21 protein-coding genes are annotated in these 25,201 nt (G+C 71.9%); 1 reads left to right on the top strand and 20 read right to left on the bottom strand.

Annotated elements, in window-relative coordinates; genetic code table 11:
- Window positions 1-4: 4 nt before the first annotated feature.
- The 6 genes from rarD to hutH form a co-directional block, all read right to left on the bottom strand.
- A complete protein-coding gene (rarD, locus tag BM236_RS07945) occupies window positions 5-919 on the bottom strand; it encodes an EamA family transporter RarD (protein ID WP_091122212.1) in 915 nt (304 codons plus the stop codon).
- 58 nt (window positions 920-977) lie between these two features.
- Window positions 978-2,129 carry an imidazolonepropionase gene (gene hutI, locus BM236_RS07940; RefSeq protein WP_091122210.1) on the bottom strand — a complete coding sequence of 384 codons (1,152 nt, stop codon included), beginning with the start codon at window positions 2,127-2,129 and terminating at the stop codon, window positions 978-980.
- Between the two features lie 8 nt (window positions 2,130-2,137).
- Window positions 2,138-3,475, bottom strand: coding sequence for a formimidoylglutamate deiminase (locus BM236_RS07935; protein ID WP_217645255.1), 1,338 nt, complete (start codon window positions 3,473-3,475; stop codon window positions 2,138-2,140).
- Window positions 3,472-4,626 carry an allantoate amidohydrolase gene (locus BM236_RS07930; protein WP_091122207.1) on the bottom strand — a complete coding sequence of 385 codons (1,155 nt, stop codon included), beginning with the start codon at window positions 4,624-4,626 and terminating at the stop codon, window positions 3,472-3,474. Before BM236_RS07930 ends, BM236_RS07935 begins: the two co-directional genes overlap by 4 nt.
- A 25-nt stretch (window positions 4,627-4,651) precedes the next feature.
- On the bottom strand, window positions 4,652-6,310 hold the full coding sequence (hutU, locus tag BM236_RS07925) for a urocanate hydratase (protein WP_091122206.1): 1,659 nt from the start codon (window positions 6,308-6,310) through the stop codon (window positions 4,652-4,654).
- A gap of 62 nt (window positions 6,311-6,372) precedes the next feature.
- Window positions 6,373-7,914, bottom strand: a complete 1,542-nt coding sequence (gene hutH, locus BM236_RS07920) for a histidine ammonia-lyase (protein WP_091122204.1) — start codon at window positions 7,912-7,914, stop codon at window positions 6,373-6,375.
- An 84-nt stretch (window positions 7,915-7,998) separates the two neighbouring features.
- Here hutH and BM236_RS07915 point away from each other — a divergent pair, with 84 nt between their 5' ends.
- Window positions 7,999-8,745: an IclR family transcriptional regulator gene (locus BM236_RS07915; protein WP_091122201.1), complete on the top strand. Its 747-nt coding sequence runs from the start codon at window positions 7,999-8,001 to the stop codon at window positions 8,743-8,745.
- A gap of 227 nt (window positions 8,746-8,972) precedes the next feature.
- Here BM236_RS07915 and BM236_RS07910 read toward each other — a convergent pair whose 3' ends face one another.
- From BM236_RS07910 to BM236_RS07845, 14 genes are all read right to left on the bottom strand, one after another.
- Complete coding sequence (locus BM236_RS07910; RefSeq protein WP_217645254.1) at window positions 8,973-9,986, bottom strand: polyprenyl synthetase family protein; 1,014 nt, start codon at window positions 9,984-9,986, stop codon at window positions 8,973-8,975.
- On the bottom strand, window positions 9,983-11,569 hold the full coding sequence (gene nuoN / locus BM236_RS07905; RefSeq protein ID WP_091122199.1) for an NADH-quinone oxidoreductase subunit NuoN: 1,587 nt from the start codon (window positions 11,567-11,569) through the stop codon (window positions 9,983-9,985). Before nuoN ends, BM236_RS07910 begins: the two co-directional genes overlap by 4 nt.
- Entirely contained in the window at window positions 11,569-13,185 is a 1,617-nt protein-coding gene (locus BM236_RS07900; RefSeq protein ID WP_091122197.1) for an NADH-quinone oxidoreductase subunit M, read from the bottom strand. Before BM236_RS07900 ends, nuoN begins: the two co-directional genes overlap by 1 nt.
- A gap of 67 nt (window positions 13,186-13,252) precedes the next feature.
- Window positions 13,253-15,169 carry an NADH-quinone oxidoreductase subunit L gene (nuoL, locus tag BM236_RS07895; RefSeq protein ID WP_091122194.1) on the bottom strand — a complete coding sequence of 639 codons (1,917 nt, stop codon included), beginning with the start codon at window positions 15,167-15,169 and terminating at the stop codon, window positions 13,253-13,255.
- Window positions 15,170-15,176: 7 nt separating this feature from the next.
- On the bottom strand, window positions 15,177-15,479 hold the full coding sequence (gene nuoK / locus BM236_RS07890; RefSeq protein ID WP_091122193.1) for an NADH-quinone oxidoreductase subunit NuoK: 303 nt from the start codon (window positions 15,477-15,479) through the stop codon (window positions 15,177-15,179).
- A complete protein-coding gene (locus BM236_RS07885) occupies window positions 15,476-16,312 on the bottom strand; it encodes an NADH-quinone oxidoreductase subunit J (protein ID WP_091122190.1) in 837 nt (278 codons plus the stop codon). Before BM236_RS07885 ends, nuoK begins: the two co-directional genes overlap by 4 nt.
- A gap of 49 nt (window positions 16,313-16,361) precedes the next feature.
- A complete protein-coding gene (gene nuoI / locus BM236_RS07880; RefSeq protein WP_091122187.1) occupies window positions 16,362-16,934 on the bottom strand; it encodes an NADH-quinone oxidoreductase subunit NuoI in 573 nt (190 codons plus the stop codon).
- Complete coding sequence (gene nuoH, locus BM236_RS07875) at window positions 16,934-18,250, bottom strand: NADH-quinone oxidoreductase subunit NuoH (RefSeq protein ID WP_091122184.1); 1,317 nt, start codon at window positions 18,248-18,250, stop codon at window positions 16,934-16,936. The genes nuoI and nuoH overlap by 1 nt, the downstream gene beginning before the upstream one ends.
- Complete coding sequence (locus tag BM236_RS07870; RefSeq protein ID WP_091122182.1) at window positions 18,243-20,675, bottom strand: NADH-quinone oxidoreductase subunit G; 2,433 nt, start codon at window positions 20,673-20,675, stop codon at window positions 18,243-18,245. The genes nuoH and BM236_RS07870 overlap by 8 nt, the downstream gene beginning before the upstream one ends.
- Entirely contained in the window at window positions 20,672-21,991 is a 1,320-nt protein-coding gene (gene nuoF, locus BM236_RS07865) for an NADH-quinone oxidoreductase subunit NuoF (RefSeq protein WP_091122180.1), read from the bottom strand. Before nuoF ends, BM236_RS07870 begins: the two co-directional genes overlap by 4 nt.
- The gene (nuoE, locus tag BM236_RS07860) at window positions 21,984-22,628 is read right to left on the bottom strand and encodes an NADH-quinone oxidoreductase subunit NuoE (protein ID WP_091122177.1); all 645 of its coding nucleotides are present in this window, start codon (window positions 22,626-22,628) and stop codon (window positions 21,984-21,986) included. Before nuoE ends, nuoF begins: the two co-directional genes overlap by 8 nt.
- Complete coding sequence (locus BM236_RS07855) at window positions 22,625-23,956, bottom strand: NADH-quinone oxidoreductase subunit D (protein ID WP_091122175.1); 1,332 nt, start codon at window positions 23,954-23,956, stop codon at window positions 22,625-22,627. The genes nuoE and BM236_RS07855 overlap by 4 nt, the downstream gene beginning before the upstream one ends.
- Window positions 23,953-24,648 (bottom strand): NADH-quinone oxidoreductase subunit C, encoded by a 696-nt coding sequence (locus BM236_RS07850; protein ID WP_091122173.1) that lies wholly within the window; start codon window positions 24,646-24,648, stop codon window positions 23,953-23,955. The genes BM236_RS07855 and BM236_RS07850 overlap by 4 nt, the downstream gene beginning before the upstream one ends.
- Window positions 24,645-25,199: a NuoB/complex I 20 kDa subunit family protein gene (locus BM236_RS07845; RefSeq protein ID WP_091122171.1), complete on the bottom strand. Its 555-nt coding sequence runs from the start codon at window positions 25,197-25,199 to the stop codon at window positions 24,645-24,647. Before BM236_RS07845 ends, BM236_RS07850 begins: the two co-directional genes overlap by 4 nt.
- Window positions 25,200-25,201: the final 2 nt, after the last annotated feature.

The following is a 25,201-nucleotide window of genomic DNA, read 5'->3' as shown; positions in this document are numbered from 1 at the left end:
CGGGTCAGACCGCGGTCCGGACCGTGGCCCGCAGCTGACTGCGCCGGAACCGCAGCGCCTCCCACGTGAAGACGACGAGCGCCACCCAGACCAGCCCGAAGCCGACCCACCGGCCGACCGGCATGTCCTCGTGGAAGTGCAGGACGCCCAGCGCGAACTGCAGGACCGGGGCGAGGTACTGCAGCAGCCCCAGCACCACGAGCGGCACCCGGACTGCCGCGGCGCCGAAGCAGATCAGCGGGACGGCCGTGACTACGCCGGCCGACAGGAAGAGCAGCGTGTGGCCGGCCCCCTCGGACGTGAAGTGACCCTCCCCGGTCGCGCCGAGCACGAGCAGGTAGACGAGCGCGAACGGCGCGACGACGGCGGTCTCGACGGCGAGGCTCTCGAAAGCCCCGGCGTTGGCCTGCTTCTTCAGCAGGCCGTAGCTGCCGAACGAGAAGGCGAGCAGGAGCGCGATCCACGGCGGCCGGCCGTAGTCGACGGCGAGCACCAGCACGGCCAGCAGGCCCACGCCCATCGCCACCCACTGCAGCGGTCGCATCCGCTCGCGCAGGACGAGCACGCCCATGAGCACGGTGACGAGCGGGTTGATGAAGTAGCCGAGGCTCGTCTCGACGACGTACCCGTGGTTGACGCCCCAGATGTAGCCGGCCCAGTTGATGCTCACGGTCACGCCGGCCGCGGCCAGGAGCGCGAGCGACCGGGGGGTCGTCACGAGCCGGTGGAACTGGCGGGTGCGCCGCAGGACGACCACCAGGACGGTCATCACGACCAGCGACCAGACGAGCCGGTGGGCCAGGATCTCGAAGGCGCCGGCCGGCTCGAGCAGCGGCCAGTAGAGCGGGAACGCACCCCACATGACGTACGCCGCCACGCCCAGCCCGACGCCCTTGCGATGCTCGGCCCGGTCAATCACTGCTGATCACCGGCCGAGGCTATCGGCTCGCTCGCTTCCGACTCGGGTCGGCCTTTGCTCACGAGACGTCGAGTGCCCGGGCGATCGGCACGCCGGGCCGGTAGGCCAGGTGCACGTGGCTGGGGGCGTCCAGGACCGCCAGGTCCGCGCGGGCGCCGACGCGGACGACGCCGACGTCGTCGCGGCGCAGCGCCCGGGCGCCTCCGGCGGTCGCCGCGCGGACCGCCTCGGTGGGGGTGAGGCCCATCTCGCGCACGGCGAGGGCGATGACGAACGGCATCGAGGAGGAGTACGACGACCCGGGGTTGCAGTCCGTCGCGAGTGCGATGTCGACGCCGGCGTCGAGGAGGCGGCGGGCGTCCGGGTAGGGCGAGCGGGTCGAGAACTCGACGGCCGGAAGGAGCGTCGCGATGGTCTCACCGTCGGCGAGGGCGGTGACGTCGGCGTCGGCCAGGTGGGTGCAGTGGTCGACGCTGGCCGCGCCGAGCTCGACCGCGAGCCGGACCCCGGGGCCCTGGCCGAGCTGGTTGCCGTGCACCCGCGCCATCAGACCTTTCCCGATCCCGGCGGTGAGCACCTCGCGGGACTCCTCGCCGTCGAACGCGTGTGCGCTACCCGGCTCGCAGAAGACGTCCACCCACCGCGCCAGCGGGGCACAGGCGTCGAGCATCGGCCCGGTGACGAGGTCGACGTAGGCGCGGCGGTCGACGCCCGGCGGCACGACGTGCGCCCCGAGGAACGTGGTCTCCTCGGTCACCTCACCGGCCAGCCGGAGCGCCCGCGCCTCGTCGGCCACGGTCAGCCCGTAGCCGGACTTGATCTCGACGGTGGTCGTCCCCTGGCTGCGGAGCTCGGCGATCCGGCCCGCGAGCAGGCCGCGGAGCTCGTCGTCGGAGGCGGCCCGGGTCGCGGTCACCGTCGAGGCGATCCCGCCGCCGTCGTACGGCTGTCCGGCCATGCGGGCGGAGAACTCCGCCGCCCGGTCGCCGGCGAAGACGAGGTGCGCATGCGAGTCGACGAAGCCGGGGATCACCGCGCGGCCGGCGGCGTCGATGCGGCGGTCGGCGGCCGGCGCGCTCGCCGACGGGCCGACCCAGACGATCCGGCCGGCGTCGGCGACGACCGCCGCGTCGCGGAGGATCCCGACGTCCGGGTCGTTGGTCAGCAGCTCGCCGATGTCGTGCACGACCACGCTCACAGCGCCGCTCATGGCCCCGCTCATGGCCACAATCTCCCGACCGCGTCGGCGAGCTCGCGCCCGACCTGCTCCTCGCCCTGCTCCTCGTCGCCGCGGCGGAAGGTGACCCGGCCGTCGACGAGGACCTGGGTCACGTCGGCGGCGCCGGCCGCGAAGACCGCCGTCTCGGCGCCGGCGCCGGTGCCCGCGGTCCGGGTCGAGGCGGTGTCGAGGGTGACGAGGTCGGCACGGCGGCCGACCTCGATGGCGCCGGCGTCGCCGAAGCCCAGCGCGCGGTGGTCGGTGCCCGCGGCGAGCAACTCGGCCGCCGTCCAGTGGCCGCGGGTCTCGGCGGCGAGCCGCTCGTCCATCTCGACCGCCCGGAGCTCCTCGAACGGGTCGACCACCGCCTGGCTGTCGCTGCCGACCGTCACCGGGCAGCCCGCCGCGTGCAGGCGTCGGGCGGGCCCGATCCCGTCGCCGAGGTCGCGCTCGGTGGTCGCGCAGATGCTGACGTTGGTGCCGCTCGCGCCCAGCAGCGCGACGTCCTCGTCGGTCAGGTGGGTCGCATGCACGACGGTCGTCCTCGGGCCGAGCGCGCCGGCGTCGGCGAGCAGGCGGGTCGGAGTGACGCCGTACGCCGCGAGGCAGCCGTCGTTCTCCGCGCGCTGCTCGGAGAGGTGGACGTGCAGGAGCCGGCCGGCCTCGGCGAGGACGGCGAGCTGGTCGGGGGCGACGGCGCGGACGGAGTGGGCCGCGACGCCGATGCGGGTGGTGTCGTCGTCCTTCAGCTGCTCGACGAGTTCCAGCAGGGCCGCGGCGGTCGCATGTCCGAAGCGGCGCTGCCCGGGCTCGAGCGGGGCGCCGAAGCCGCTGGAGGAGTAGAGCGTCGGCAGCAGCGTCAGCCGGATCCCGGCATCGGCGGCCGCCGCGATCAGCGCGCGCGACATGGCCGCCGGGTCGGCGTACGGCCGTCCGTCGGGCTGGTGGTGCAGGTAGTGGAACTCGGCGACGCCGGTGTAGCCCGCCGCGAGCATCTCCCGGTAGGTGGCGCGGGCCAGCGTGAAGAGGGTGTCGGGATCGAGCCGGGCGGCGAGGTCGTACATCTGCTCGCGCCACGTCCAGAAGCTCCCGCCCCCGACCTGGGTCCGCCCGCGCAGGGCGCGGTGGAAGGCGTGGCTGTGGGTGTTGGCCAGCCCGGGGAGGGTGAGCCCGGGGACGCGGACCTCCGCCGCGGTGGTCTCGAGACGGGCCTGGCGGCCCTCCTCGACCAGCGGGCCGAGCGGGGTGACCGCGGTGAACCGACCGTCCTCGATCTCGACGACCACGTCGTCGGCGACGCCGGTCGGCAGCAGCGCGCGCTCGAGCCGGAGCCTCACGCGAGCTCCTGGAGCGCGTCGGCGAGAGCCTCGACGCCGGCCAGGCAGTCGGCGGTCTCGGCGTGCTCGGCGGGCGAGTGGGAGACCCCGGTCGGGTTGCGGACGAAGAGCATCGCGGTCGGGATGCCGGCCGCCTGGAGGACGCCGGCATCGTGGCCGGCCTGCGTCGGCAGGACGGGCCGTCCGCGACCGATCCGGGCGGCGAGCGGCGCGTCGAAGGACACCGAGCCGCTGACCGACTCGGCGGTGACCGTGAGGGACGTGCCGTCGAGCCGAGCCCGCTCGCGCGCCTGCGCCGAGACCAGGCCGACGAGGTGCTCCAACGCCGGCTCCGTCTCGGCCCGGGCGTCGAGCCAGCCGGTGACGTGCGACGGGATCGCGTTGGTGCCGTTGGGCACCGCCTCGACCCGGCCGAAGGTCGCCCGCTGGCCGGCCAGCCGCGCCTGCTTGTTGGCGGCGAGCGCGGTGACGGCGTAGGTGAGCATCGGGTCGTGCCGATCCTCCATGCGGGTCGCGCCCGCGTGGTCGGCGACGCCGGCGAAGTCGAACCGCCAGCGTCCGTGCGGCCAGATCCCGCTCGCCACCCCGACCGGCGCGTCGAGGTCGACGAGACCGCGGCCCTGCTCGACATGGAGCTCGACGAAGCAGGAGACGCCGTGCAGCAGGTCGGAGTCGCCGCCCTCCACCACGTCGCCGAGCCGTACGCCGTCCCGGCCGGTCAGCTCCCGGGCCGACTCCCAGGGCATCGACCCGGTGGCGAGCCGCGAGCCGAGGCAGGCGACGCCGAAGCGGGACCCCTCCTCGGCCTGGAACGCCGCGATGCCGATCGGCCGCGTCGGCTCGAAGCCGCGATCCTCGAGGACGTCGAGGGCGGCGAAGGCGCTGACGACGCCGAGCGGGCCGTCGTACGCCCCACCGTCGGGCACGGAGTCGAAGTGCGACCCGACCAGCACCCGATCCGGGCCTGGCGCGGTCGTGGCGAGCAGGTTGCCGAAGGCGTCGCGCTCGACCGCCAGCCCGCGGGCCGTCGCCGCCTCCTCGAACCACGCCTCGAGCTCGGCCGTCGGCGAGGTCCACGGGTGCCGGAGGTAGCCGCCCGAGGCAGCCCGACCGACCGGTGCCAGGTCGGCCCACATCCGCTCGAAGGTCATCGCGGCCCCCGCTCGACCCGGGTGCTCACGGGACGCGGACCCCGTCGCGCCGGGTCAGCGGCCCGGCCTCGTTGGAGAAGCCCGTCGCGTCGCCGGAGTCGATGTGCCGGATCACGCCCATACCGGGGTCGTTGGTCAGCACCCGCTCGAGCTTCTGCGCGGCGAGCTCGGTGCCGTCGGCGACGGTGACCTGGCCGGCGTGGATCGACCGGCCGATGCCGACGCCGCCGCCGTGGTGGATCGACACCCAGCTCGCGCCGGAGGCGGTGTTGACCATCGCGTTGAGCAGCGGCCAGTCGGCGATCGCGTCGGAGCCGTCGGCCATCGCCTCGGTCTCGCGGTAGGGCGAGGCCACAGAACCGCAGTCGAGGTGGTCGCGGCCGATCACGATCGGCGCACTGACCTCGCCGGAGGCCACGAGGTCGTTGAAGGCGGCACCGGCCTTGTCGCGCTCGCCGTACCCCAGCCAGCAGATCCGGGCGGGCAGGCCCTGGAACGCGACGCGGTCCTGGGCGGCGCGGATCCAGCGGTGCAGGTGGTCGTTGTCGGGGAAGAGGTCGAGCACGGCCTCGTCGGTGCGGCGGATGTCGGCCGGGTCGCCGGACAGGGCGGCCCAGCGGAACGGGCCCTTGCCTTCGGTGAACAGCGGCCGGATGTACGCCGGCACGAAGCCGGGGAAGTCGAAGGCGCGGGTGAAGCCGCCCTGCCGGGCCTCGTCCCGGATGGAGTTGCCGTAGTCGAAGACCTCGGCGCCGGCGTCGAGGAAGCCGACCATCGCCTCGACGTGCTTGGCCATCGACGTGCGGGCACGGTCGGTGAACTCCTCGGGCTTGGTCCGGGCGAGCTCGGCCCAGTCCTCGAGCGCGACGTCCTCGGGGAGGTAGGAGAGCGGGTCGTGGGCGGAGGTCTGGTCGGTGACGACGTCGACGTCGACGGACCGGCGCAGCAGCTCGGGCAAGACGGTGGCGCAGTTGCCGACCAGGCCGACCGAGAGCGCGCGCCGCTGCTGCTTCGCCGCAGTCACCCGGGCGATCGCGTCGTCGAGGTCGTCGGCGACCTCGTCGAGGTAGCGGGTCTCGACCCGTCGCTGGAGGCGGGCGCCGTCCACGTCGACGACCAGGCAGACGCCGCCGTTGAGGGTCACCGCGAGGGGCTGGGCGCCACCCATCCCGCCGCAGCCGCCGGTGACGGTGAGGGTGCCGGCCAGTGTGCCGCCGAAGCGCTTGGCCGCCACGGCGGCGAACGTCTCGTAGGTGCCCTGCAGGATCCCCTGCGTCCCGATGTAGATCCAGGAGCCGGCGGTCATCTGGCCGTACATCGTCAGGCCGGCCTGCTCGAGCCGCCGGAACTCCGGCCAGTTGGCCCAGTCGCCGACCAGGTTGGAGTTGGCGATCAGCACCCGAGGCGCCCACTCGTGGGTGCGCATCACGCCGACGGGCTTGCCGGACTGGACCAGCATGGTCTCGTCCTCGCGCAGGTCGGTGAGGGTCCTCACCATCGCGTCGAAGGCCGGCCAGCTGCGGGCGGCACGGCCGGTGCCGCCGTACACGACCAGGTCGTCCGGCCGCTCGGCGACCTCGGGGTCGAGGTTGTTCATCAGCATCCGCATCGGGGCTTCGGTCTGCCACGAGCGGGCGGTCAGGGTGGTGCCGCGCGGGGCGCGGACGGGGCGGGCGCCTTCCATGTCTTCTCTCCTCGACTCTCGGGTGCTCAGCTGGGTGCTCAGCTGGTTGCTCAGCTGGTTGCTCAGCTGAGCGGGCCGGTGACGGACTCGGCGGCCCGGACGACGGTGCCGTCGGCGACGAGCCGGACCGCCGTCTCGATCTCGGGGGCCAGGTAGCGGTCGGTGCCGGGGCCGGCGACGCCCGCGTCCCGGAGCGCGTGTACGACGGCTCCGGTGGCCGCGGCCGGCTGGAGTGGACCTCGGAGGTCGATCGCGCGGGCGGCGGTCAGGATCTCGACGGCGACCACCCGGGTCAGCCCGTCGATCGCGCGGCGGAGCTTGCGAGCGGCCGACCAGCCCATCGAGACGTGGTCCTCCTGCATCGCGCTGCTCGGGATCGAGTCGACGCTGGCGGGCGCGGCGAGCCGCTTGAGCTCGGAGACGATGGCGGCCTGGGTGTACTGCGCGATCATGTGGCCGCTGTCCACGCCCGGGTCGTCGGCCAGGAACGGCGGCAGGCCGTTGCTGCGCGAGACGTCGAGGAAGCGGTCGGTGCGCCGCTCGCTGATGCTGGCCAGGTCGGCGACGGCGATGGCGAGGAAGTCGAGCACGTAGCCGACCGGGGCGCCGTGGAAGTTGCCGTTGGACTCGACCCGTCCGTCGAGGGTGATGACGGGGTTGTCGACCGCCGCCGCGAGCTCGCGCCCGGCGACCGACTCGGCATGGGCGAGGGTGTCGCGGACGGCGCCGTGGACCTGCGGCGCGCAGCGCAGGGAGTAGGCGTCCTGGACGCGGGTGCAGGAGCCGTCGCGATGGCTGGCCATGATGCCGGAGCCGTCGAGAACGGCCTTGAGGTTGGCGGCGCTGGCCGCCTGGCCGGGGTGGGGCCGCAAGGCCTGGAGGTCGGCGGCGAAGACCGCGTCGGTGCCGAGCAGCGCCTCGACGCTCATCGCGGCGGCGACGTCGGCGGTGGTGAGCAGCCGATGCAGGTCGGCCGCGGCGATGACGAGCATGCCGAGCATCCCGTCGGTGCCGTTGATGAGGGCCAGGCCCTCCTTCTCGGCGAGCGCGACCTTCTGCAGTCCCGCGGCATCGAGCGCGTCCGCGGCGGGCATCGGCGTGCCTGCTGCGTCGCGAACCTCGCCCTCCCCCATCAGCGCCAGGGCGCAGTGGGCGAGCGGGGCGAGGTCGCCGGAGCAGCCCAGCGAGCCGTACTCGCGGACCACCGGTGTGATGCCGGCGGAGATCAGCGCGGCGTAGGCGCGCGCGGTGTCGAGGCGGACCCCGGTGCGGCCGGTGGCCAGCGTGGAGAGCCGCAGCAGCATGAGCGCGCGGACGACCTCGCGCTCGACCTCGGCGCCGCTGCCGGCGGCGTGGGAGCGGACGAGGCTGCTCTGCAGCTGCGCGCGCAGCTCCGGCGCGATGTGGCGGGTCGCCAGGGCGCCGAAGCCGGTGGAGACGCCGTAGTGCGGCTCGACGTCGTCGGCCAGCGCCTCGACCAGCTTGCGGCTCTCCTCGATGGCCGCTTCGGACTCCGGCGAGAGCACGACGGCGGCGCCGTCCCGCGCAACGGCCAGGACGTCCTCGGGCGTGACGGGGCCGACCCCGACGGTGATCACCTGCATGGTCCTATTCGACTCCGCGCCATCGCTCCTCCGACAGAGGCTTCCGGAGTCTCCTGTCTCGGATCTGAGACTTATCCTGGGCGCATGCCCCAGGTCCCTGCCGCCACCCGAGCCCTCCGGGTGCTGCGGTTCCTCGCGGCCCAGCCGGCGCCGGTGCCGCTCGACCGGATCGCGCGGGCGCTCGACCTGCCCCGCAGCTCGGCCTACCACCTGATCACGGCGATGGTCGAGGAGGGCTTCGTCGTCCACGTCGCCGACGAGCGCACCTACGGCCTCGGCGTCGCGGCCCACGAGATCGGCAGCGGCTACGCCCGCCAGGAGCCGCTCCAGCGCATCGCGCGGCGTCCGCTCGCCGAGCTCGTGGACCGGACCGGGCAGACCGCCCACCTCGCCGTGATCCACGGGCGGGACGTGCTCTACGTCGTCGAGGAGCGCGCCCCCGGCCGGCCGCCGCTCGTCACCGACGTCGGCGTACGCCTGCCCGCGCACCTGACCGCCAGCGGCCGGGCCATCCTCGCCGCGCTCCCTGCCAGCCAGGTCCGCGCGCTCTACCCTGACCGGTCGGCCTTCGTCGATCGCACCGGCGTCGGACCGACCTCGCTCAGCGCCCTGCGCGCCGTCCTGACCGAGACCCGCCGACACGGCCACGCCGTCGAGGACGGCGAGGTCACGCCGGGCTTCGCCTCCGTCGCCGCCGCGGTCCTCGACCACACCGGCCTCCCCGCCGCCGGCCTCGCCGTCACCTACACCGGCCCGGTCGACCTCCCCCACCTCGTCACCGAGGTACGCCGCACCGCCACCCTGGTCTCGAACCGCCTCCGCGGCCGCTGACCCTCCCCACCCGCCGAGGGGTCAATCCCTCAGCACCGAGGAGTCACTCCCCCAGGCGCGAGGGGTCAATCCCTTAGGTGCCAGGGCCAATCGCTCGCAAGCAATCCGCCGGAATCGACCTCTCGATAGTGAGGGATTGACTCCTCGCGCTGTCAGGATCGACCCCTCGGGCGTGAAGGAATGACCCCTCGGACCTGAGGGAGTGACCCCTCGGCGGTGGTGGGGGGTCAGGCGGTGCGGGAGGCCATGATGTCGGCGAAGGCCTCGAAGGCGTCACGGACCGGGCCGGCGGGGAGAGGCGCGAGACACTCCTTGGCGCGGCGGGCCTCGCCACGGACGTAGGCGCGGGCCTCCTCCATCGCCGGATGGGCGCGAAGCAGGGTGAGCGCCTCGGCGAGGTCGTCGTCGGACGCGCTCAGGTCCGAGTCGAGCAGCTCGAGCAGCCGGGCGTCAGCGTCCGTGGCCGAGCGACGGGCCATGAGGACGGGCAGCGTCGGGACGCCCTCGCGCAGGTCGGTGCCGGGCGTCTTGCCGGACACGTCGGCGTCGGAGGCGATGTCGAGGATGTCGTCGGAGATCTGGAAGGCCGCACCGACGATGTCGCCGTACGCCGTCAGCGCCTCCTCGACCTCCTTGGACGCACCGCCGAACATGGCGCCGTAGCGCGCCGAGGTGGCGATCAGGATGCCGGTCTTGCCGGCGATGACGTCGAGGTGGTGCGCGACCGGGTCGTCGCCGGCGAGCGGCGCCTGGGTCTCCATGATCTGGCCCTCGACGAGCCGCGCGAACGCCTTGGCCTGGATGTGGACGGCGTCGGGGCCGAGCTCGGCGGTCAGCTCCGAGGAGCGGGCGAAGAGGAAGTCGCCGGTCAGGATCGCGATGTGGTTGTCCCAGCGGGCGTTGGCCGAGTCGGCACCTCGGCGTACGACCGCCTCGTCCATCACGTCGTCGTGGTAGAGCGACGCCAGGTGGGTCAGCTCGACGACGCAGGCGGCCGTCAGTACGTCGTCGGAGTCGGCCCGGTCACCGCACTCCGCGGCGAGTAGCACGAGCAGTGGCCGGAACCGCTTGCCGCCCGCCTCGAGCAGGTGCGCCGCCGCAGCCGTGACGAAGGGCGCGCGCGAGCGCACGTGGCCGGCCAGCGCCTTCTCGACCAGCGCGAGACGGCTCTTCAGCCGCTGCTCGAGCTCGGGGTCGGAGACCGGGAGGGCGAGGCCGACAGCCGGTTCTGGGGTGCTCACCTGATGAATGATCCCGCATCCTGCACGAGATCGAGAACGGGGCCTGGTACGACGCCCAGCACGAGCGTCGCGAGAGCGGTCACCGCGATGACCGACGACGTGAGCGGCGACGGGACGGTCACGGCGGCCGCACCCTCGCTCGCGCGGTCGGTGAAGAACATCAGCAGGATGAACCTGACGTAGAAGAACACCGCCACGATGCTCGCCGCGACCGCCACGATGACGACCGGCCAGGCGCCGGCCGAGAGGGCCACCGAGAAGACCGCCCACTTGCCGATGAAGCCCGACGTCAGCGGGATGCCGGCCATCGACAGCAGGAAGAAGGCGAACACGCCGGCGGTCAGCGGCGCCCGCCGGCCCAGGCCGGTCCACGCGTCGAACCGCGCGGTCTCGCCACCGGCGTCGCGCACCACGCTGACGACAGCGAAGGAGCCGACGATGGCGAGCCCGTAGGAGGTGAGGTAGAAGAGCACGGCGGTCAGGCTGGTGATCTCGCCCTTGCCCAGGTCCCCGGCCGCCTGTACGCCGAGCAGGCCGGTGAGGATGAAGCCGGAGTGCGACACCGACGAGTAGGCGAGCATCCGCTTGACGTCGGTCTGCACGACCGCCAGCACCGCGCCGACGACCATGGTGAGGATCGCGACGATCCACATCATCGGCTGCCAGCTCCACCGGTCGGCGCCGAACGCGACGTAGAAGAGCCGCAGGAAGGCGCCGAAGGCGGCGATCTTGGTGGCGGCCGACATGAACGCCGTGACGGCCGTGGGTGCGCCCTGGTAGACGTCGGGCGTCCAGGCGTGGAACGGCACCGCGCCGACCTTGAACAGCAGGCCGACGCTCATCATGCCGACGCCGATGAGGAGCAGCGAGTGGTTCGCCGTCCCGCCCTGGACGGCGGCGGCGATGCCGGCGAACTGCATGGAGCCGGCGTAGCCGTAGACGAGCGCGAGCCCGTAGAGGAAGAAGCCGGAGGAGAACGCGCCCAGCAGGAAGTACTTCATCGCCGCCTCCTGGGAGAGCAGCCGGCGGCGGCGCGCGAGCCCGGAGAGCAGGTAGAGCGGCAGCGAGAGGACCTCGAGGGCGACGAAGAGCATGATCAGGTCGTTCGCGGCCGGGAAGAGCATCATCCCGAACACCGCGAAGAGCAGCAGCGGGTAGACCTCGGTGTGCTCCAGGCCGCGCGAGGACGCCTCGCGCTCGGCCGTGGTGCCCGGGAGCGCGGCGGCCTGACCGGCGAACACGGTGACGCCGCTCTCGAGCCGGCGCTCGGCGAAGAGCAGGACACCGGCGATCGCGCAGACCAGGACCAGGCCCCACAGGTACACCGCGGGGCCGTCGATGGCCAGCGCGCCCTCGCCCGCGACCAGACCGCGGGCACCCTTGAGGTCCTTCAGGCCGACCCCGACCCCGATCGTGCCGCCGAGCGCGACGAGGAGGCCGACGACGGTGAGCCCGACCTGGGTGAGGTAGCGGAGACGACGCGGGACGAACGCCTCGACGAGCACGCCGACGCACCCGACGCCGAAGACGACGAAGAGCGGCCAGAGCTGGGCGTACTCGATGTGCGGGCTGGTGAACTCCATCAGTGCGCACTCCCTTCGGCGACGACGGGTGCGTCGTCGGTGACGCCGGCATGCTCCATCAGCGCGGACACGGTCGGATTGGCGAGGTCGAGCAGCGGCCCGGGCACGAACCCGAAGAAGACCAGGGCGAGCACGAGCGGCGCGAGCACGCCGACCTCACGTCGGTCGAGGTCGGTGGTCGGGCCGTCGCGACGGGTCAGGCGGCGCTCCGGGTCCGGCGACGTGGTGCCGTCCTCGGCCACGTCGCGGCGCACCCGGCCGGGCCGCGGCACGGTCCGCTCCTCGACGGGCGCGTGCTCGGCACCCGTGGCCAGCACGCCCGCACCGGTGAAGACGCGCTGGTAGGCCCAGAGGACGTAGACCGCGGCGAGCACGATGCCGGTGACCGCGATGGCGCCGACCCACCAGTGGTAGTCGAACGCGCTGATCAGCACGAGGATCTCGGAGACGAACTGCGACAGGCCCGGCAGGCCGAGCGTTGCGAGGCCGGCGACGAGGAAGAGGCCGGCCAGGACCGGCGTCACGCTCTCCAGGCCGCGCAGCTCGCTGATCCGGACCGTCCCGTGCCGGCGGAGCAGGAAGCCGACGGTCAGGAACAAGCCGGCGGTCGCGACGCCGTGGTTGACCATGTAGAGGATCGCGCCGGAGCCGCCCTGCGAGGTGAAGGCGAAGATCCCGAGGGTGATGAACCCGAAGTGGGACAGCGACGTCAGGCCGACCAGGCGGAGCAGGTCGTCCTGGCCGATGGCCAGGAAGGCGCCGTACACGATCGAGATCAGCGCGAGCGTCACCACGACCGGAGTGGCCCACTGCGAGGCGTCGGGGAAGAGGCCCAGGCAGAAGCGCAGCATCCCGAAGGTGCCGATCTTGTCGAGGATGCAGACGAGCAGCACGCTGGTCGCGGGCGTCGCCTTCTCGGTGGTGTCGGCCAGCCAGGTGTGCAGCGGGAAGAGCGGCGCCTTCACCGCGAACGCGATGAAGAACGCCACGAAGATCCAGCGCTCGGCGTTCGTGGACAGGTCCAGCTGGGCCAGGTCCGAGATGAGGTACGACGGCCCGTTGGCGCTGCCCGCCGACTCGACGTAGAGCCCGATGACGCCGGCGAGCAGCACCAGGCCGCCGCCGAGCTGGTACATCAGGAACTTCAGCGCCGCCCAGGAGCGGCCCTCGCGGCCGAAGCCGCCGATGAGGAAGTAGGCCGGGATCAGCGTGGCCTCGAAGACGACGTAGAACAGCAGCACGTCGGTGGACGTGAACACGACCAGCGAGAACCCCTCGAGCGCGAGCGCCCAGGCGAAGAACGACGGCCGCGCGGTGTCCCGCCAGGCCGCCACCAGGACGATCGGCACCAGCACCACGGTGAGCAGCACCATGAGCAGGCCGAGGCCGTCGACGCCGAGCGCGTAGTGGGCGCCGAACGCCTTGATCCAGGTCACCTTCTCGGTGGACTGGGAGCCGCCGTCCTTGTCGAAGCGGGCCGCCACGATGATGCCCTGGACCAGCGCGAGCAGCGAGAACGCCAGCGCGATCTGCTTGGGCCGGCCACCGCCCGCCGGTGTCAGCGCCGTGACGAGCGCGCCGACGAGCGGCAGGGCGCAGAGGATGGTCAAGGTCATGCGGGGTCCTCGCAAAGGTGTGTGCGCAGTGAGCGCAGCGAGCGGAGCGCAGAACTTGGTGGGGTGCTCATGTGAGGTTCACCGCCAGCAGGGCCAGGACGACGACGAGGGCGCCGCCGAGGACGGAGAGTGCGTAGGACCGGACGTAGCCGTTCTGGACCCGCCGGAGCAGGCCCGCGACCGCGCCGACCGCGACCGGCCCGCCGGTGAGCAGCCCGTCGACGACGTACGTGTCGGCGGCCACCAGGCCACGCGTGAGGTGGCCGGAGGGCTGGACGACGAGACCGTCGTTGATGGCGTCGCCGTAGAGGTCGTTGCGCGCGACCGTGACCGGCCAGGCGACCTTCTCCGGCGCCGTGGCCGGCACCGGCTTCCGGCCGACGGTGAGCCACGCGATCCCGACGCCGATGGCGACCACCGCGACGGTGATGACCGAGACCAGCCAGCCGGGGATCCCGCCGGACTCCTCCTCGGACTGGCCGACGACCGGGTCGAGGTAGTCGGTGATCCAGCCGCCGATCAGCAGCACGCCACCGAGGACGGACAGCGCCGCGAGCGCGATGAGCGGGAACGTCATCACCCGGGGCGACTCGTGCGGGTGGACGCCGGGCACCCAGCGCTTGTCGGTGAAGTAGGTCATCAGCATCAGCCGGGTCATGTAGAAGCCGGTGATGCCGGCGCCGAGCAGCGCGCAGGCGCCGACCACCCAGTTCTCGTGGAGCGCGGACTCGATGATCTTGTCCTTGCTCCAGAAGCCGGAGAACCCGGGGAACCCGATGATCGCGAGGTAGCCCATGGCGAAGGTCAGGAAGGTCACCGGCATCGCGCGGGACAGCGCGCCGTAGTGGCGCATGTCGACGTCGTCGTCCATGCCGTGCATGACCGAGCCGGCGCCGAGGAACATGTTGGCCTTGAAGAAGCCGTGCGTGAGCAGGTGGAAGATCGCGAAGGCGTAGCCGGCGACGCCGAGGCCGGCGCCGAGCATCATGTAGCCGATCTGGCTCATCGTGGAGCCGGCCAGCACCTTCTTGATGTCGTCCTTGGCCGTTCCGATGATCGCTCCCCACAGCAGCGTCACGACCGCGACGATGACCACGACGGTCTGCGCGGCGGGCGCGTGCTCGAAGACGAAGTTGGAGCGCACGACGAGGTAGACGCCCGCGGTGACCATGGTGGCCGCGTGGATGAGCGCGGAGACCGGCGTCGGGCCCTCCATCGCGTCGAGCAGCCAGGCCTGCAGCGGCACCTGGGCCGACTTGCCGCAGGCGCCGAGCAGGAGCAGCAGGCCGAGGATGTTCATGCGGGTCTCGCTCCCGCCGGCCGCGCCCTCGCTGATGACCGAGAAGCTGGTCGAGCCCCACGTCACGAAGGCGAGCATGATCGCGGCGCTCATGCCCATGTCACCGACGCGGTTCATCACGAAGGCCTTCTTCGCGGCGGCGGCCGCAGAGGGCTTGTGCTGCCAGAAGCCGATCAGCAGGTACGACGCCAGGCCGACGCCCTCCCAACCGAGGAAGAGCCCGATGTAGTTCTCGGCGAGCACCAGCGTGAGCATCGCCGCGACGAAGAGGTTGAGGTAGGCGAAGAACCGTCGCCGGCGCACGTCGTGGGCCATGTAGCCCAGCGAGTAGACGTGGATCAGGCTGCCGACGCCGGTGATGAGCAGCAGGAAGAGGCTGCTCAGCGGGTCGTAGAGCAGGTCCATCCCGACGTTCAGGTGGCCGCTGTGGATCCACGTGTAGAGATGCTGCTTGACCTGCCGGTCGCCCTCGTCGCGGCCCAGCGCGGTGAGGAACATGACCAGGCTCAGCACGAAGCTGAGGCTCGGCAGGACCGTGGCGACCAGCGGTCCCCACTTGTCGGTGTAGCGCCCGCCGATCAGCAGGACCGCTGCGCCCAGCGCCGGCAGCGCGATGACCAGCCAGAGCAGGGAGAAGACGCCGTCCGCGGAGCCCGGGTCGACGATCGGGATCGTGTGTTCCATGGGCCCCTCAGAACTTCAGCAGGCTGGCGTCGTCGACCGAGGCCGAGCGACGGGTCCGGAAGATGGTCATGATGATGGCGAGCCCGACCACGACCTCGGCAGCGGCGACGACCATGACGAAGAACGCCGCGATCTGGCCGTCGAGGTTGCCGTGCTGGCGCGAGAAGGCGACCAGCGCGAGGTTGGCGGCGTTGAGCATCAGCTCGACGCACATGAACACCACGATCGCGTTGCGCCGGGTGAGGACGCCGACCGAACCGATGGTGAACAGGATCGCGCTGAGCACGATGTAGGGCGTCACGTCGGTCATTCCTGGCCCTCCTGGGTCTCGGACGGACCGGTGGAGCTCGTCCCGCGGCCGGTGAGGTCGTTCTCGGCCCGGATCTCCGGCTCGACCCACTCACCGACCGGCGAGGGTGTCTCGAGACCCGGCTCGTGCGGCACGGACCGGACCGCGCCCCGGGCGGTGAACACCCGGTTGACCGAGGCCTCGGACGTCGTCCCGTCGGGCAGCAGGGCCGGGGTGTCCACCGAGTTGTTGCGGGCGTAGGTCCCCGGCGGGGGGAGCTGGCCGAGGTGGAGGCCGTTCTCGGTGAAGTCCCGCACCCGCCGCGCGGCCAGGTCGGCCTGGGTGGCCTTCGGCTCGACCCGCTCACGGTGGGCGAGCACCATCGCGCCGATCGCGGCGGTGATCAGCAACGCGCTGGTGACCTCGAAGCCGAGGACGTAGCGGGAGAAGATCAGGTTGGCGAGGGCCTGGATGTTGCCGTCCTCGTTGGCGGCGTCGAGCCCGGTCATCGTGCCGAGACCGAGCTGGGCCAGGCCGAGGACGAGCGTGAGCCCGAGGATGAGGCCACCGACGATGGCCAGCAGCCGCTGCCCCCGGATGGTCTCGACGGCGGAGTCCGAGGCGTCCACGCCGACGAGCATGACGACGAAGAGGAACAGCATCAGGATCGCGCCGGTGTAGACGATGATCTGCACGGCGAAGAGGAACGTGGCGTCCAGCGAGAGGTACTGGATCGACAGCCCGATCATCACGACCGCCAGCAGCAGCGCCGCGTGCACGGCCTTGCGCACGAAGAGGATCCCGAGCGCCGCGAGCACCATCACCGGCGCGAGGGTCCAGAACGCGGCACTCATTCGGGGCCCCCGTTCGAAGCGGAGCGAAGCGAGCATTCGAATGGGGTGATCACTCCGAAGCCCCCGCGCCCTCGGCCCGACGGGCGGCGAAGTCGGCCGCGAACTGCGGGTTGGCGTAGGTGCCGCGGTAGTAGTCGCCCTCGTCGTCGGAGAGCCGCATGGCGTGCGGCGGCTGCTCCATGCCGGGCAGCAGCGGCGCCAGCAGGTCGGACTTCTCGTAGATGAGGTCGGCCCGGTTGTCGTCGGCCAGCTCGTACTCGTTGGTCATCGTCAGCGCACGGGTCGGGCACGCCTCGATGCACAGCCCGCACAGGATGCAGCGCAGGTAGTTGATCTGGTAGACGCGGCCGTAGCGCTCACCCGGGCTGAACCGCTCGTCCGGCGAGTTGGAGGCGCCCTCGACGTAGATCGCGTCGGCGGGGCAGGCCCAGGCGCAGAGCTCGCACCCGATGCACTTCTCCAGGCCGTCCGGCCAGCGGTTGAGCTGGTGCCGTCCGTGGAAGCGCGGCGCGGTCGGCTGCTTCTCGAAGGGGTACTGCTCGGTCACCACCTTGCGGAACATCGTCCGGAAGGTCACCCCGAACCCGGCGACCGGGTCCCACAGGCTCTCCTTGAGCGTCATCAGGCCTCCTCGTGAACGACTGAGCCGGTCATCTCGCTGGTCGAGCCCGCCGTCTCGATGGTCGGGCCCGTCCGGAACACCAGCGGCTGGGCGGCGCCGCGGACGGCGCCACCGGCGGGCAGGGACGGGGTCGGGAAGGCGCCGGGTCGCGGCCTGGGCGACGCGGGTACGTCGGCCTCGTCGGTCGCCTTCTGCCCGGTCGTGGGCCAGAACGTGACGACCAGCAGCGCCGCGACGAGGACGCCGAGCACGATCAGCAGCGTCGGCCGGTCCAGGCCGCCGTCGAGCTGGATCGCCTTGACGGTGGCGACCGCGAGCAGCCAGACCAGGCTGACCGGGATGAGCACCTTCCACCCGAGCGCCATGAACTGGTCGTAGCGCAGCCGCGGCAGCGAGCCGCGCAGCCAGATGAAGATGAAGATGAAGAAGAACATCTTCCCGAAGAACCACAGCAGCGGCCAGTAGTCCTGGTTCGCACCCGCCCAGACGTGGTCGATCCAGAACGGCACGTGCCAGCCGCCGAGGAAGAGCGTGGTCGCGAGCGCGGAGACCGTGGCCATGTTGATGTACTCGGCCAGGAAGAAGAGCGCGAACTTGAGGCTGGAGTACTCGGTGTGGAAGCCGCCGACCAGCTCGCCCTCGGCCTCGGGGAGGTCGAACGGCGCCCGGTTGGTCTCACCGACCATCGCGATGCAGTAGATGACGAAGCTCGGCGCCAGCGTCAGTCCGAACCACCAGTCGTCCTGCGCGGCGACGATCTCGCTGGTCGACAGGCTGCCGGCGTACAGGAACACCGCGACGAGGCTCAGGCCCATGGCGACCTCGTAGGAGATCATCTGGGCGCTGGAGCGCAGACCGCCGAGCAGGGAGTACGTCGACCCGGAGGCCCAGCCGCCGAGGACGATGCCGTAGATGCCGATGCTCGCGATCGCCATCACGAAGAGGACGGCCACGGGCATGTCGGTGAGCTGCAGCGGCGTCCGGTGGCCGAAGAAGTTGACGACGGGCCCGAACGGGATGACCGAGAACGTCACGAAGGCCGGGACGACCACGATGACCGGCGCGATCAGGTAGACGACCTTGTCGGCCGCCTTGGGGATGATGTCCTCCTTCAGCGCCAGCTTCACGCCGTCGGCGAGGGATTGGAGCAGGCCGAAGGGGCCGTGCACGTTGGGGCCGATGCGGTGCTGCATCCGGGCCACCACCCGGCGCTCCCACCAGATGTTGAAGAGGGTCAGCAGCACCAGGACCGCGAAGACCAGGATGACCTTCAAGCCGATGACCCACCACGGGTCGTGGCCGAACTCGTCAAGCATTCGTGACCTCCACACGGGAGCCGGGGCTGGCGACGTCGGCGAGCAGACCGCGGCCGGTCGAGTTGGCCGGCAGCCAGACCACGTCGTCGGGCAGGTCGACGGCGGAGCCGGCGGGCACGGTCACCGAGCCGCGGTCTCCGGTGACGGTGACCATCGCCCCGAGCCGGGCGAAGCTCGCGGGGCTCAGGATCGCGACCGGCGGGCGGGCCGTCGCGGCGAGCGCCTTGTCGCCCTGCTGCATCACGCCGTTGTCGAGCAGGAGCTTCCAGGTGGCCAGCTTGAAGGTGGCCGTGGTCTCGATACGCTCGCTGGTGCTCGCTCCTCGACCATCGGAATCGGTGTCAGTGGTGGCCGCATGGACTCCGCCGGCCACGTGGGCCCCTTCGCTGGTCGAGGAAGGGGCACCGGCGCCTGTCACGAAACCAGCGGCCGTGCCGTGCCGCTGCGCGGCGAGCACCATCCGGCGCAGCCGCGCCGCCGCGACGTCCTCCTCGTGCGCCGCCGAGGCCGGCTCGGCGACGATCCGCTCGAGCTCCTCGCCGATCCCCGCGAGGATCCGGGCGTCGGTGAAGCTGGCGGGGTTCCGGAAGGTCTGCGGGAACGGCCGCTCCCGGCCCTCCCAGTTGACGAAGGTGCCGGCCCGGTCGGTGATCGGCGCGACGGGGAGGACCACGTCGGCCACCCGGGTCACGTCGGTCTCGCGCAGCTCGAGGCTGACGACGAACTCCGCGGCCTCCAGCGCGGCGTGGAAGGCGGCCGGGTCGCTGGTGTCGTCGGGGTCGACGCCGCCGACGACGAGCCCGGCGAGCTCACCGGAGAGCACCGCGCCCACGATCGCGTCGGCGTCACGACCGCCCGCGGCCGGCAGCAGGCCGGCCTCGACGGCGCCGCGGTCGCCGGCGCGGCGCGGGACCCAGGCCAGCCGGGCGCCGGACTTCGCGGCCAGGTCGGCCGCGGCGGCGTACGCGCCGGGCGCTGTCGCCAGGCGCTCGCCGACGAGGATCACCGCGCGGTGGTCGATGCCGTGGTCGGCGTGGCCCAGCAGCGAGGAGAGGGCGTCGGCCTCGTCACCCGGCGCGGTCGGCACGACGGTGGCCGACAGCTTGGCCAGGCCGCGGGTGGTGAACGGTGAGAGCGCGATGACGCGGGTGCCGCCGGCGCGGACCGACTTGCGCAGCCGCAGGAAGACCGTACCGGCCTCGTCCTCGGGCTCCAGGCCGGCGAGCACCACCACCGGGGCGGTCTCGAGGTCGGCGTACGTGACCGCCCCCTGATCACCGGGCCCGGTGCCCTTGACGTGCCGCTCGAGGAAGGCGGCCTCCTCGGCCGAGAGCGGGCGCGAGCGGAAGTCGACATCCTCGGTGCCGAGGCTCTCGCGGGCGAACGCCGCGTAGGCACGGGCGTCCTCGAGCGTCAGCCGTCCACCGGGCAGTACGCCGACGCCGCCGGCCCCGCCGGAGCAGCGAGCGAGGCCGCGCGCGGCCACCTCGAACGCCTCCAGCCAGGACGCCGGCCGCAGCTCGCCGTCCTCACGGATGCGGGGGTAGGTGATCCGGTCGTCGGCGTAGAGGTAGGCGAAGCCGAAGCGGTCCTTGTCGGTGATCCACTCCTCGTTGACCTCCGGGTCGTCGCCCGCGAGCCGCCGCACGACCTTGCCGCGCCGGTGGTCGACGCGGATGGCGGCGCCGCTGGCGTCGTGCTCGGTGACGCCCGGCGTGGAGACGAGGTCGAAGGGGCGGGCGCGGAAGCGGTACTCCTCGCTGGTCAGCGCCCCGACCGGGCAGATCTGGATCGTGTTGCCGGAGAAGTAGGAGAGGAACGGCGCGTTCTCGGCGATGCCGATCTGCTGCTGCGCGCCGCGCTCGACCAGCGCGATGAACGGGTCCCCGGCGATCTCGTCGGAGAACCGCGTGCAGCGCTGGCACACGATGCACCGCTCACGGTCGAGCAGCACGTTGGGCGAGAGGTGGATCGGCTTGGGGAAGGTCCGCTTGACGCCGCCGGTCGCGGCGAAGCGCGACTCGCCGCGGCCGTTGGACATCGCCTGGTTCTGCAGCGGGCACTCGCCGCCCTTGTCGCAGACCGGGCAGTCCAGCGGGTGGTTGATCAGGAGGAACTCCATGATCCCGGTCTGCGCCTTGGCCGCGGTCTCGTTGACGGTCGAGACGACCATCCCCTCGGCGACCGGGATGGTGCAGGAGGCCTGCGGCTTGGGGAAGCCACGGCCGTTGCCCGCGTCGGGGACGTCGACCAGGCACTGGCGGCAGGCGCCGACGGGCGCGAGCAGCGGGTGGTCGCAGAACCGCGGGATCTGGATGCCCGCCTGCTCGGCGGCGCGGATGACCAGCGTGCCCGCAGGGACGCTGACCTCGACGCCGTCGATGGTCAGCGAGACGAGATCGGACTTCTCCATCTCCGCGGTCATGCGGGCACCTCCTCGAAGAGCGTCGACTTCGCGGGGTCGAACGGGCAGCCGCCCTGCTCGAGGTGGGCGAGGTACTCGTCCCGGAAGTACTTGATGGAGCTGGTGATCGGGCTGGTGGCACCGTCACCGAGGGCGCAGAACGAGCGGCCCAGGATGTTGTCGCACTGGTCGAGCAGCAGGTCGAGGTCCTCGGCGCTGCCCTGCCCGGCCTCCAGCCGGGCGAGGACCTGGACCAGCCACCACGTGCCCTCGCGGCACGGCGTGCACTTGCCGCACGACTCGTGCTTGTAGAACTCCGTCCAGCGCAGCACGGCCCGGACGACGCAGACGGTCTCGTCGAAGATCTGCAGCGCGCGGGTGCCGAGCATGGAGCCGGCCGCGCCGACGGACTCGAAGTCGAGGGGTACGTCGAGGTGCTCGGCCGTGAACAGCGGCGTCGACGACCCGCCGGGGGTCCAGAACTTCAGCTCCCGTGCCTGCCCATTGGGCGCCTCGCGGACGCCGCCGGCGAGGTCGAGCAGCTGGCGCAGGGTGATCCCGAGCGGCGCTTCGTACTGGCCCGGCCGGGTGACGTGGCCGGAGAGCGAGAAGATCCCGAAGCCGTTGGACTTCTCCGTGCCCATGCCGGCGAACCAGCCGGGGCCGTTGGCGATGATCGACGGCACCGAGGCGATCGACTCGGCGTTGTTGATCACCGTCGGGCTCGCGTAGAGACCCTCGACCGCCGGGAACGGCGGGCGCAGCCGCGGCTGGCCGCGACGGCCCTCGAGGGAGTCGAGCAGCGCCGTCTCCTCACCACAGATGTAGGCGCCCGCGCCCGCGTGCACCACGAGGTCGAGGTCGTAGCCCGACCCGTGGATGTTCTGGCCGAGGTGGCCGGCCGCGTAGGCCTCCGCGACGGCCGCCTGCAGGCGGCGGATCACGTGGAGCACCTCGCCGCGGACGTAGATGAAGGCGACCTTGGCGCGGATCGCGTAGGAGCTGATGATCACGCCCTCGACGAGCGTGTGCGGCGAGGCCATCATCAGCGGGATGTCCTTGCACGTCCCGGGCTCGGACTCGTCGGCGTTGACGACGAGGTACTTCGGGTTCGGGTTGTCCTGCGGGATGAACGACCACTTCATGCCGGTCGGGAAGCCGGCGCCGCCGCGGCCCCGCAGGCCGGCGTCCTTGACGGCGGTGATCACCTCGTCCGGGGCCATGCCCAGCGCCTTGTCAAGCGCGGCGTAGCCGCCCCGGGCGGCGTACGACGGCAGGGTCCAGGAACGGTCGTCGGCCCAGTTGGCGGTGAGGACGGGGGTCAAGGTGTCAGTCACCGGACGGCGCCTTCCAGTCGTTCTCGTTGGCGATCGTCAGGCCGGCGAGCGACGGCGCCCCGGCCGAGGGGCCCTCGTCGGCGAGGCCGTCGTTGAAGCCGGCCAGGACCCGCTCCGCCTGGCGCCAGGTGCACAGCCGCGGGCCGCGGGTGGAGTGTCGCTCGACGCCGTTGCGCAGGTCGTCGACGAGCTCCACGGCCGAGGACGGGGTCTGGTTGTCGACGAACTCCCAGTTGACCATCACGACCGGCGCGTAGTCGCAGGCCGCGTTGCACTCGACGTGCTCCAGGGTGATCTTCCCGTCGGCCGTCGTCTCGTCGTTGCCGACGTCGAGGTGGTCCTTGAGCCGCTCGAAGATCGCGTCGCCGCCCATCACCGCACACAGCGTGTTGGTGCAGACGCCGACGAGGTAGTCGCCGACCGGGCGCCGCTTGTACATCGTGTAGAACGTCGCGACGCCGCTGACCTCGGCCTCGGTGAGGCCGAGCACGTCCGCGCACGCCTGGATGCCCTCGGGCGTCACCCGACCCTCGACGCTCTGCACCAGGTGGAGCATCGGCAGCAGGCCGCTGCGCGCCTGCGGGTAGCGGGCGGCGATCTCCCTCAGCTCGTCGTACGTCGACTGGTCGATGCTCATCTGTCGACTCCTCCCATCACGGGGTCGATGGAGGCGATCGCGACGATGACGTCGGCGACCATGCCGCCCTCGCTCATCACGCTGGTCGCCTGCAGGTTCGTGAAGGACGGGTCGCGGAAGTGGACCCGGTAGGGGCGGGTGCCGCCGTCGGAGACGATGTGGGCGCCGAGCTCGCCGCGCGGCCCCTCGATCGGCACGTAGGCCTGGCCGGCCGGGACGCGGAAGCCCTCGGTCACCAGCTTGAAGTGGTGGATCAGCGCCTCCATCGACTCCCCCATGATGTGGCGGATGTGGTCGAGGCTGTTGCCCATGCCGTCGGACCCGATCGCCAGCTGCGAGGGCCAGGCGATCTTCTTGTCGGCGACCATGATGGGCGCGCCCTCGAGCTTGGCCAGCCGGTCGGCGGCCTGCTCCACGATGCGCAGCGACTCCCACATCTCGCCCAGCCTGATCCGGAAGCGGCCGTAGGCGTCGGCGGTGTCCCAGGTCTGGACGTCGAACTCGTAGTCCTCGTAGCCGCAGTAGGGCTGCGTCTTGCGCAGGTCCCACGGATAGCCGGTCGAGCGGAGGACGGGGCCGGTGAGGCCGAGGGCGACACAGCCCTCGAGGTCGAGCACGCCGACGTTCTCCAGGCGGGCGCGGAAGATCGGGTTGGCGTTGCAGAGGTCGGCGTACTCCGGCAGGCGCTTCTTCATCAGCTCGACGAAGCCGCGGATCTCCTCCAGCGCACCGGGCGGGAGGTCCTGCGCGACGCCGCCGGGGCGGATGAACGCGTGGTTCATGCGCAGCCCGGTGATCAGCTCGAAGAGGTCCAGCACCAGCTCGCGCTCGCGGAAGCCGATCGTCATCACGGTCAGCGCACCGATCTCCATGCCGCCGGTCGCGATGGCGACCAGGTGCGAGGAGATCCGGTTGAGCTCCATGAGGAGGACGCGCATGACCTGCGCCTTCTCCGGCACGTCGTCCTCGATGCCGAGGAGCCGCTCGACGCCGAGGGAGTACGTCGCCTCGTTGTGCAGCGGCGCGAGGTAGTCCATCCGGGTGCAGAACGTGACGCCCTGCACCCAGGAGCGGTACTCCATGTTCTTCTCGATGCCGGTGTGCAGGTAGCCGATGCCCGCGCGGGCCTCGGTGACCGTCTCGCCCTCGAGCTCGAGGATGAGCCGCAGCACGCCGTGGGTCGACGGGTGCTGCGGACCCATGTTGACGACGATGCGCTCGTCGGCGGCCTCACCGAGCTGGTCGGTGAGCTGGTCCCAGTCCTGCCCGGAGACCGTGAAGACGCGGCCCTCGGAGGTGTCGAAGCCGTAGTCGTTCGTGGTGGTCATGAGTAGCTCCTCCGCGTGTCCGGCGGCGGGATGGACGCGCCCTTGTACTCCACCGGGATGCCGCCGAGCGGGTAGTCCTTGCGCTGCGGGTGGCCCGGCCAGTCGTCGGGCATGAGGATGCGGGTGAGGGCCGGGTGGCCGTCGAAGACCAGCCCGAACATGTCGTAGGTCTCCCGCTCGTGCCAGTCGAGCGTCGGGTAGACCGACACCAGGCTCGGCAGGTGCGGGTCGGCGTCGGGGGCGCTCGTCTCCAGCCGGATCCGGCGGTTGTGGGTCATCGAGAGCAGGTGGTAGACCGCGTGCAGCTCCTTGCCGGCGTCCTCGGGGTAGTGCACCCCGTTGACACCGGAGCAGAACTCGAAGCTCAGCTTGTCGCGCAGGATCCGCGCCACGGTCACCAGGTCCTCGCGGCGCACGTGGAAGGTGATCTCGCCGCGGTCGATGACCACGCTCGGCTCGGCCGCCTCCAACGCGCCGGCGACCTCGTCGTACCAGCCGCCGTACGGCGCCTTGGCCGGCGCCGGGAAGAGGACCGGCCGGACCAGGCCGCCGAAGCCGGACGTGTCGCCGGTGCCCCGGACGCCGAACATCCCCTCGCGGGTGCCGATCTGCTCCTGGCCCTCGGCGACCAGCTCCGGCGTCTCGTCCGGGACGTTGTCGGGCCGGTTGTCGGGGACGTTGCTCTCCGTCATCGCAGCAGCCCCTTCATGTTGGAGGTCGGGAGCGCCGCAAGGGCGTCGTTCTCCTGCTGCTCGATCTCCTTGACGCGGTTGACGCCGAGCTTGCTGTGCTGGACCTGGTCGTGCAGCTTGAGGATCGCGTCGATGAGCATCTCCGGGCGGGGCGGACAGCCGGGGAGGTACATGTCGACGGGGACGACGTGGTCGACGCCCTGGACGATCGCGTAGTTGTTGAACATGCCGCCGGAGGACGCGCACACGCCCATCGCCAGCACCCACTTGGGCTCGGGCATCTGGTCGTAGATCTGGCGCAGGACCGGCGCCATCTTCTGGCTGACCCGGCCGGCGACGATCATCAGGTCGGCCTGGCGCGGGCTGGCCCGGAAGACCTCCATGCCGAACCGCGCGAGGTCGTACTTCGGCCCGCCGGACGTCATCATCTCGATGGCGCAGCAGGCCAGGCCGAAGGTGGCCGGCCAGAAGCTGGCCTTGCGCATGTAGCCGGCGACGCCCTCGACGGTCGTGAGGAGGACCCCCGACGGCAGCTTCTCTTCGATGCCCATGT

The organism is Nocardioides terrae (genome assembly GCF_900112345.1).
Classification (GTDB): domain Bacteria; phylum Actinomycetota; class Actinomycetes; order Propionibacteriales; family Nocardioidaceae; genus Nocardioides; species Nocardioides terrae.
The sequence above is the reverse complement of the archived record's forward strand: the minus strand, read 5'-3'. Positions and strand labels throughout refer to the sequence as shown.

Excerpts from the sequence above, each read along its gene's own strand:
- BM236_RS07870 (WP_091122182.1), bottom strand. The coding sequence starts at position 20,675 with ATGACCGCGGAGATGGAGAAGTCCGATCTCGTCTCGCTGACCATCGAC.
- nuoI (WP_091122187.1), bottom strand. The coding sequence starts at position 16,934 with ATGACGCTCAAGGAGAGCCTGTGGGACCCGGTCGCCGGGTTCGGGGTG.
- nuoN (WP_091122199.1), bottom strand. The coding sequence starts at position 11,569 with ATGGAGTTCACCAGCCCGCACATCGAGTACGCCCAGCTCTGGCCGCTC.
- BM236_RS07855 (WP_091122175.1), bottom strand. The coding sequence starts at position 23,956 with ATGACCACCACGAACGACTACGGCTTCGACACCTCCGAGGGCCGCGTC.
- BM236_RS07930 (WP_091122207.1), bottom strand. The coding sequence starts at position 4,626 with ATGACCTTCGAGCGGATGTGGGCCGACCTGGCACCGGTCGGTCGGGCT.
- hutI (WP_091122210.1), bottom strand. The coding sequence starts at position 2,129 with ATGAGCGGCGCTGTGAGCGTGGTCGTGCACGACATCGGCGAGCTGCTG.
- BM236_RS07900 (WP_091122197.1), bottom strand. The coding sequence starts at position 13,185 with ATGACCTTGACCATCCTCTGCGCCCTGCCGCTCGTCGGCGCGCTCGTC.
- hutU (WP_091122206.1), bottom strand. The coding sequence starts at position 6,310 with ATGGAAGGCGCCCGCCCCGTCCGCGCCCCGCGCGGCACCACCCTGACC.
- BM236_RS07915 (WP_091122201.1), top strand. The coding sequence starts at position 7,999 with ATGCCCCAGGTCCCTGCCGCCACCCGAGCCCTCCGGGTGCTGCGGTTC.
- BM236_RS07845 (WP_091122171.1), bottom strand. The coding sequence starts at position 25,199 with ATGGGCATCGAAGAGAAGCTGCCGTCGGGGGTCCTCCTCACGACCGTC.
- nuoL (WP_091122194.1), bottom strand. The coding sequence starts at position 15,169 with ATGGAACACACGATCCCGATCGTCGACCCGGGCTCCGCGGACGGCGTC.
- BM236_RS07885 (WP_091122190.1), bottom strand. The coding sequence starts at position 16,312 with ATGAGTGCCGCGTTCTGGACCCTCGCGCCGGTGATGGTGCTCGCGGCG.
- nuoK (WP_091122193.1), bottom strand. The coding sequence starts at position 15,479 with ATGACCGACGTGACGCCCTACATCGTGCTCAGCGCGATCCTGTTCACC.
- BM236_RS07850 (WP_091122173.1), bottom strand. The coding sequence starts at position 24,648 with ATGACGGAGAGCAACGTCCCCGACAACCGGCCCGACAACGTCCCGGAC.
- nuoH (WP_091122184.1), bottom strand. The coding sequence starts at position 18,250 with ATGCTTGACGAGTTCGGCCACGACCCGTGGTGGGTCATCGGCTTGAAG.
- nuoE (WP_091122177.1), bottom strand. The coding sequence starts at position 22,628 with ATGAGCATCGACCAGTCGACGTACGACGAGCTGAGGGAGATCGCCGCC.
- hutH (WP_091122204.1), bottom strand. The coding sequence starts at position 7,914 with ATGCAGGTGATCACCGTCGGGGTCGGCCCCGTCACGCCCGAGGACGTC.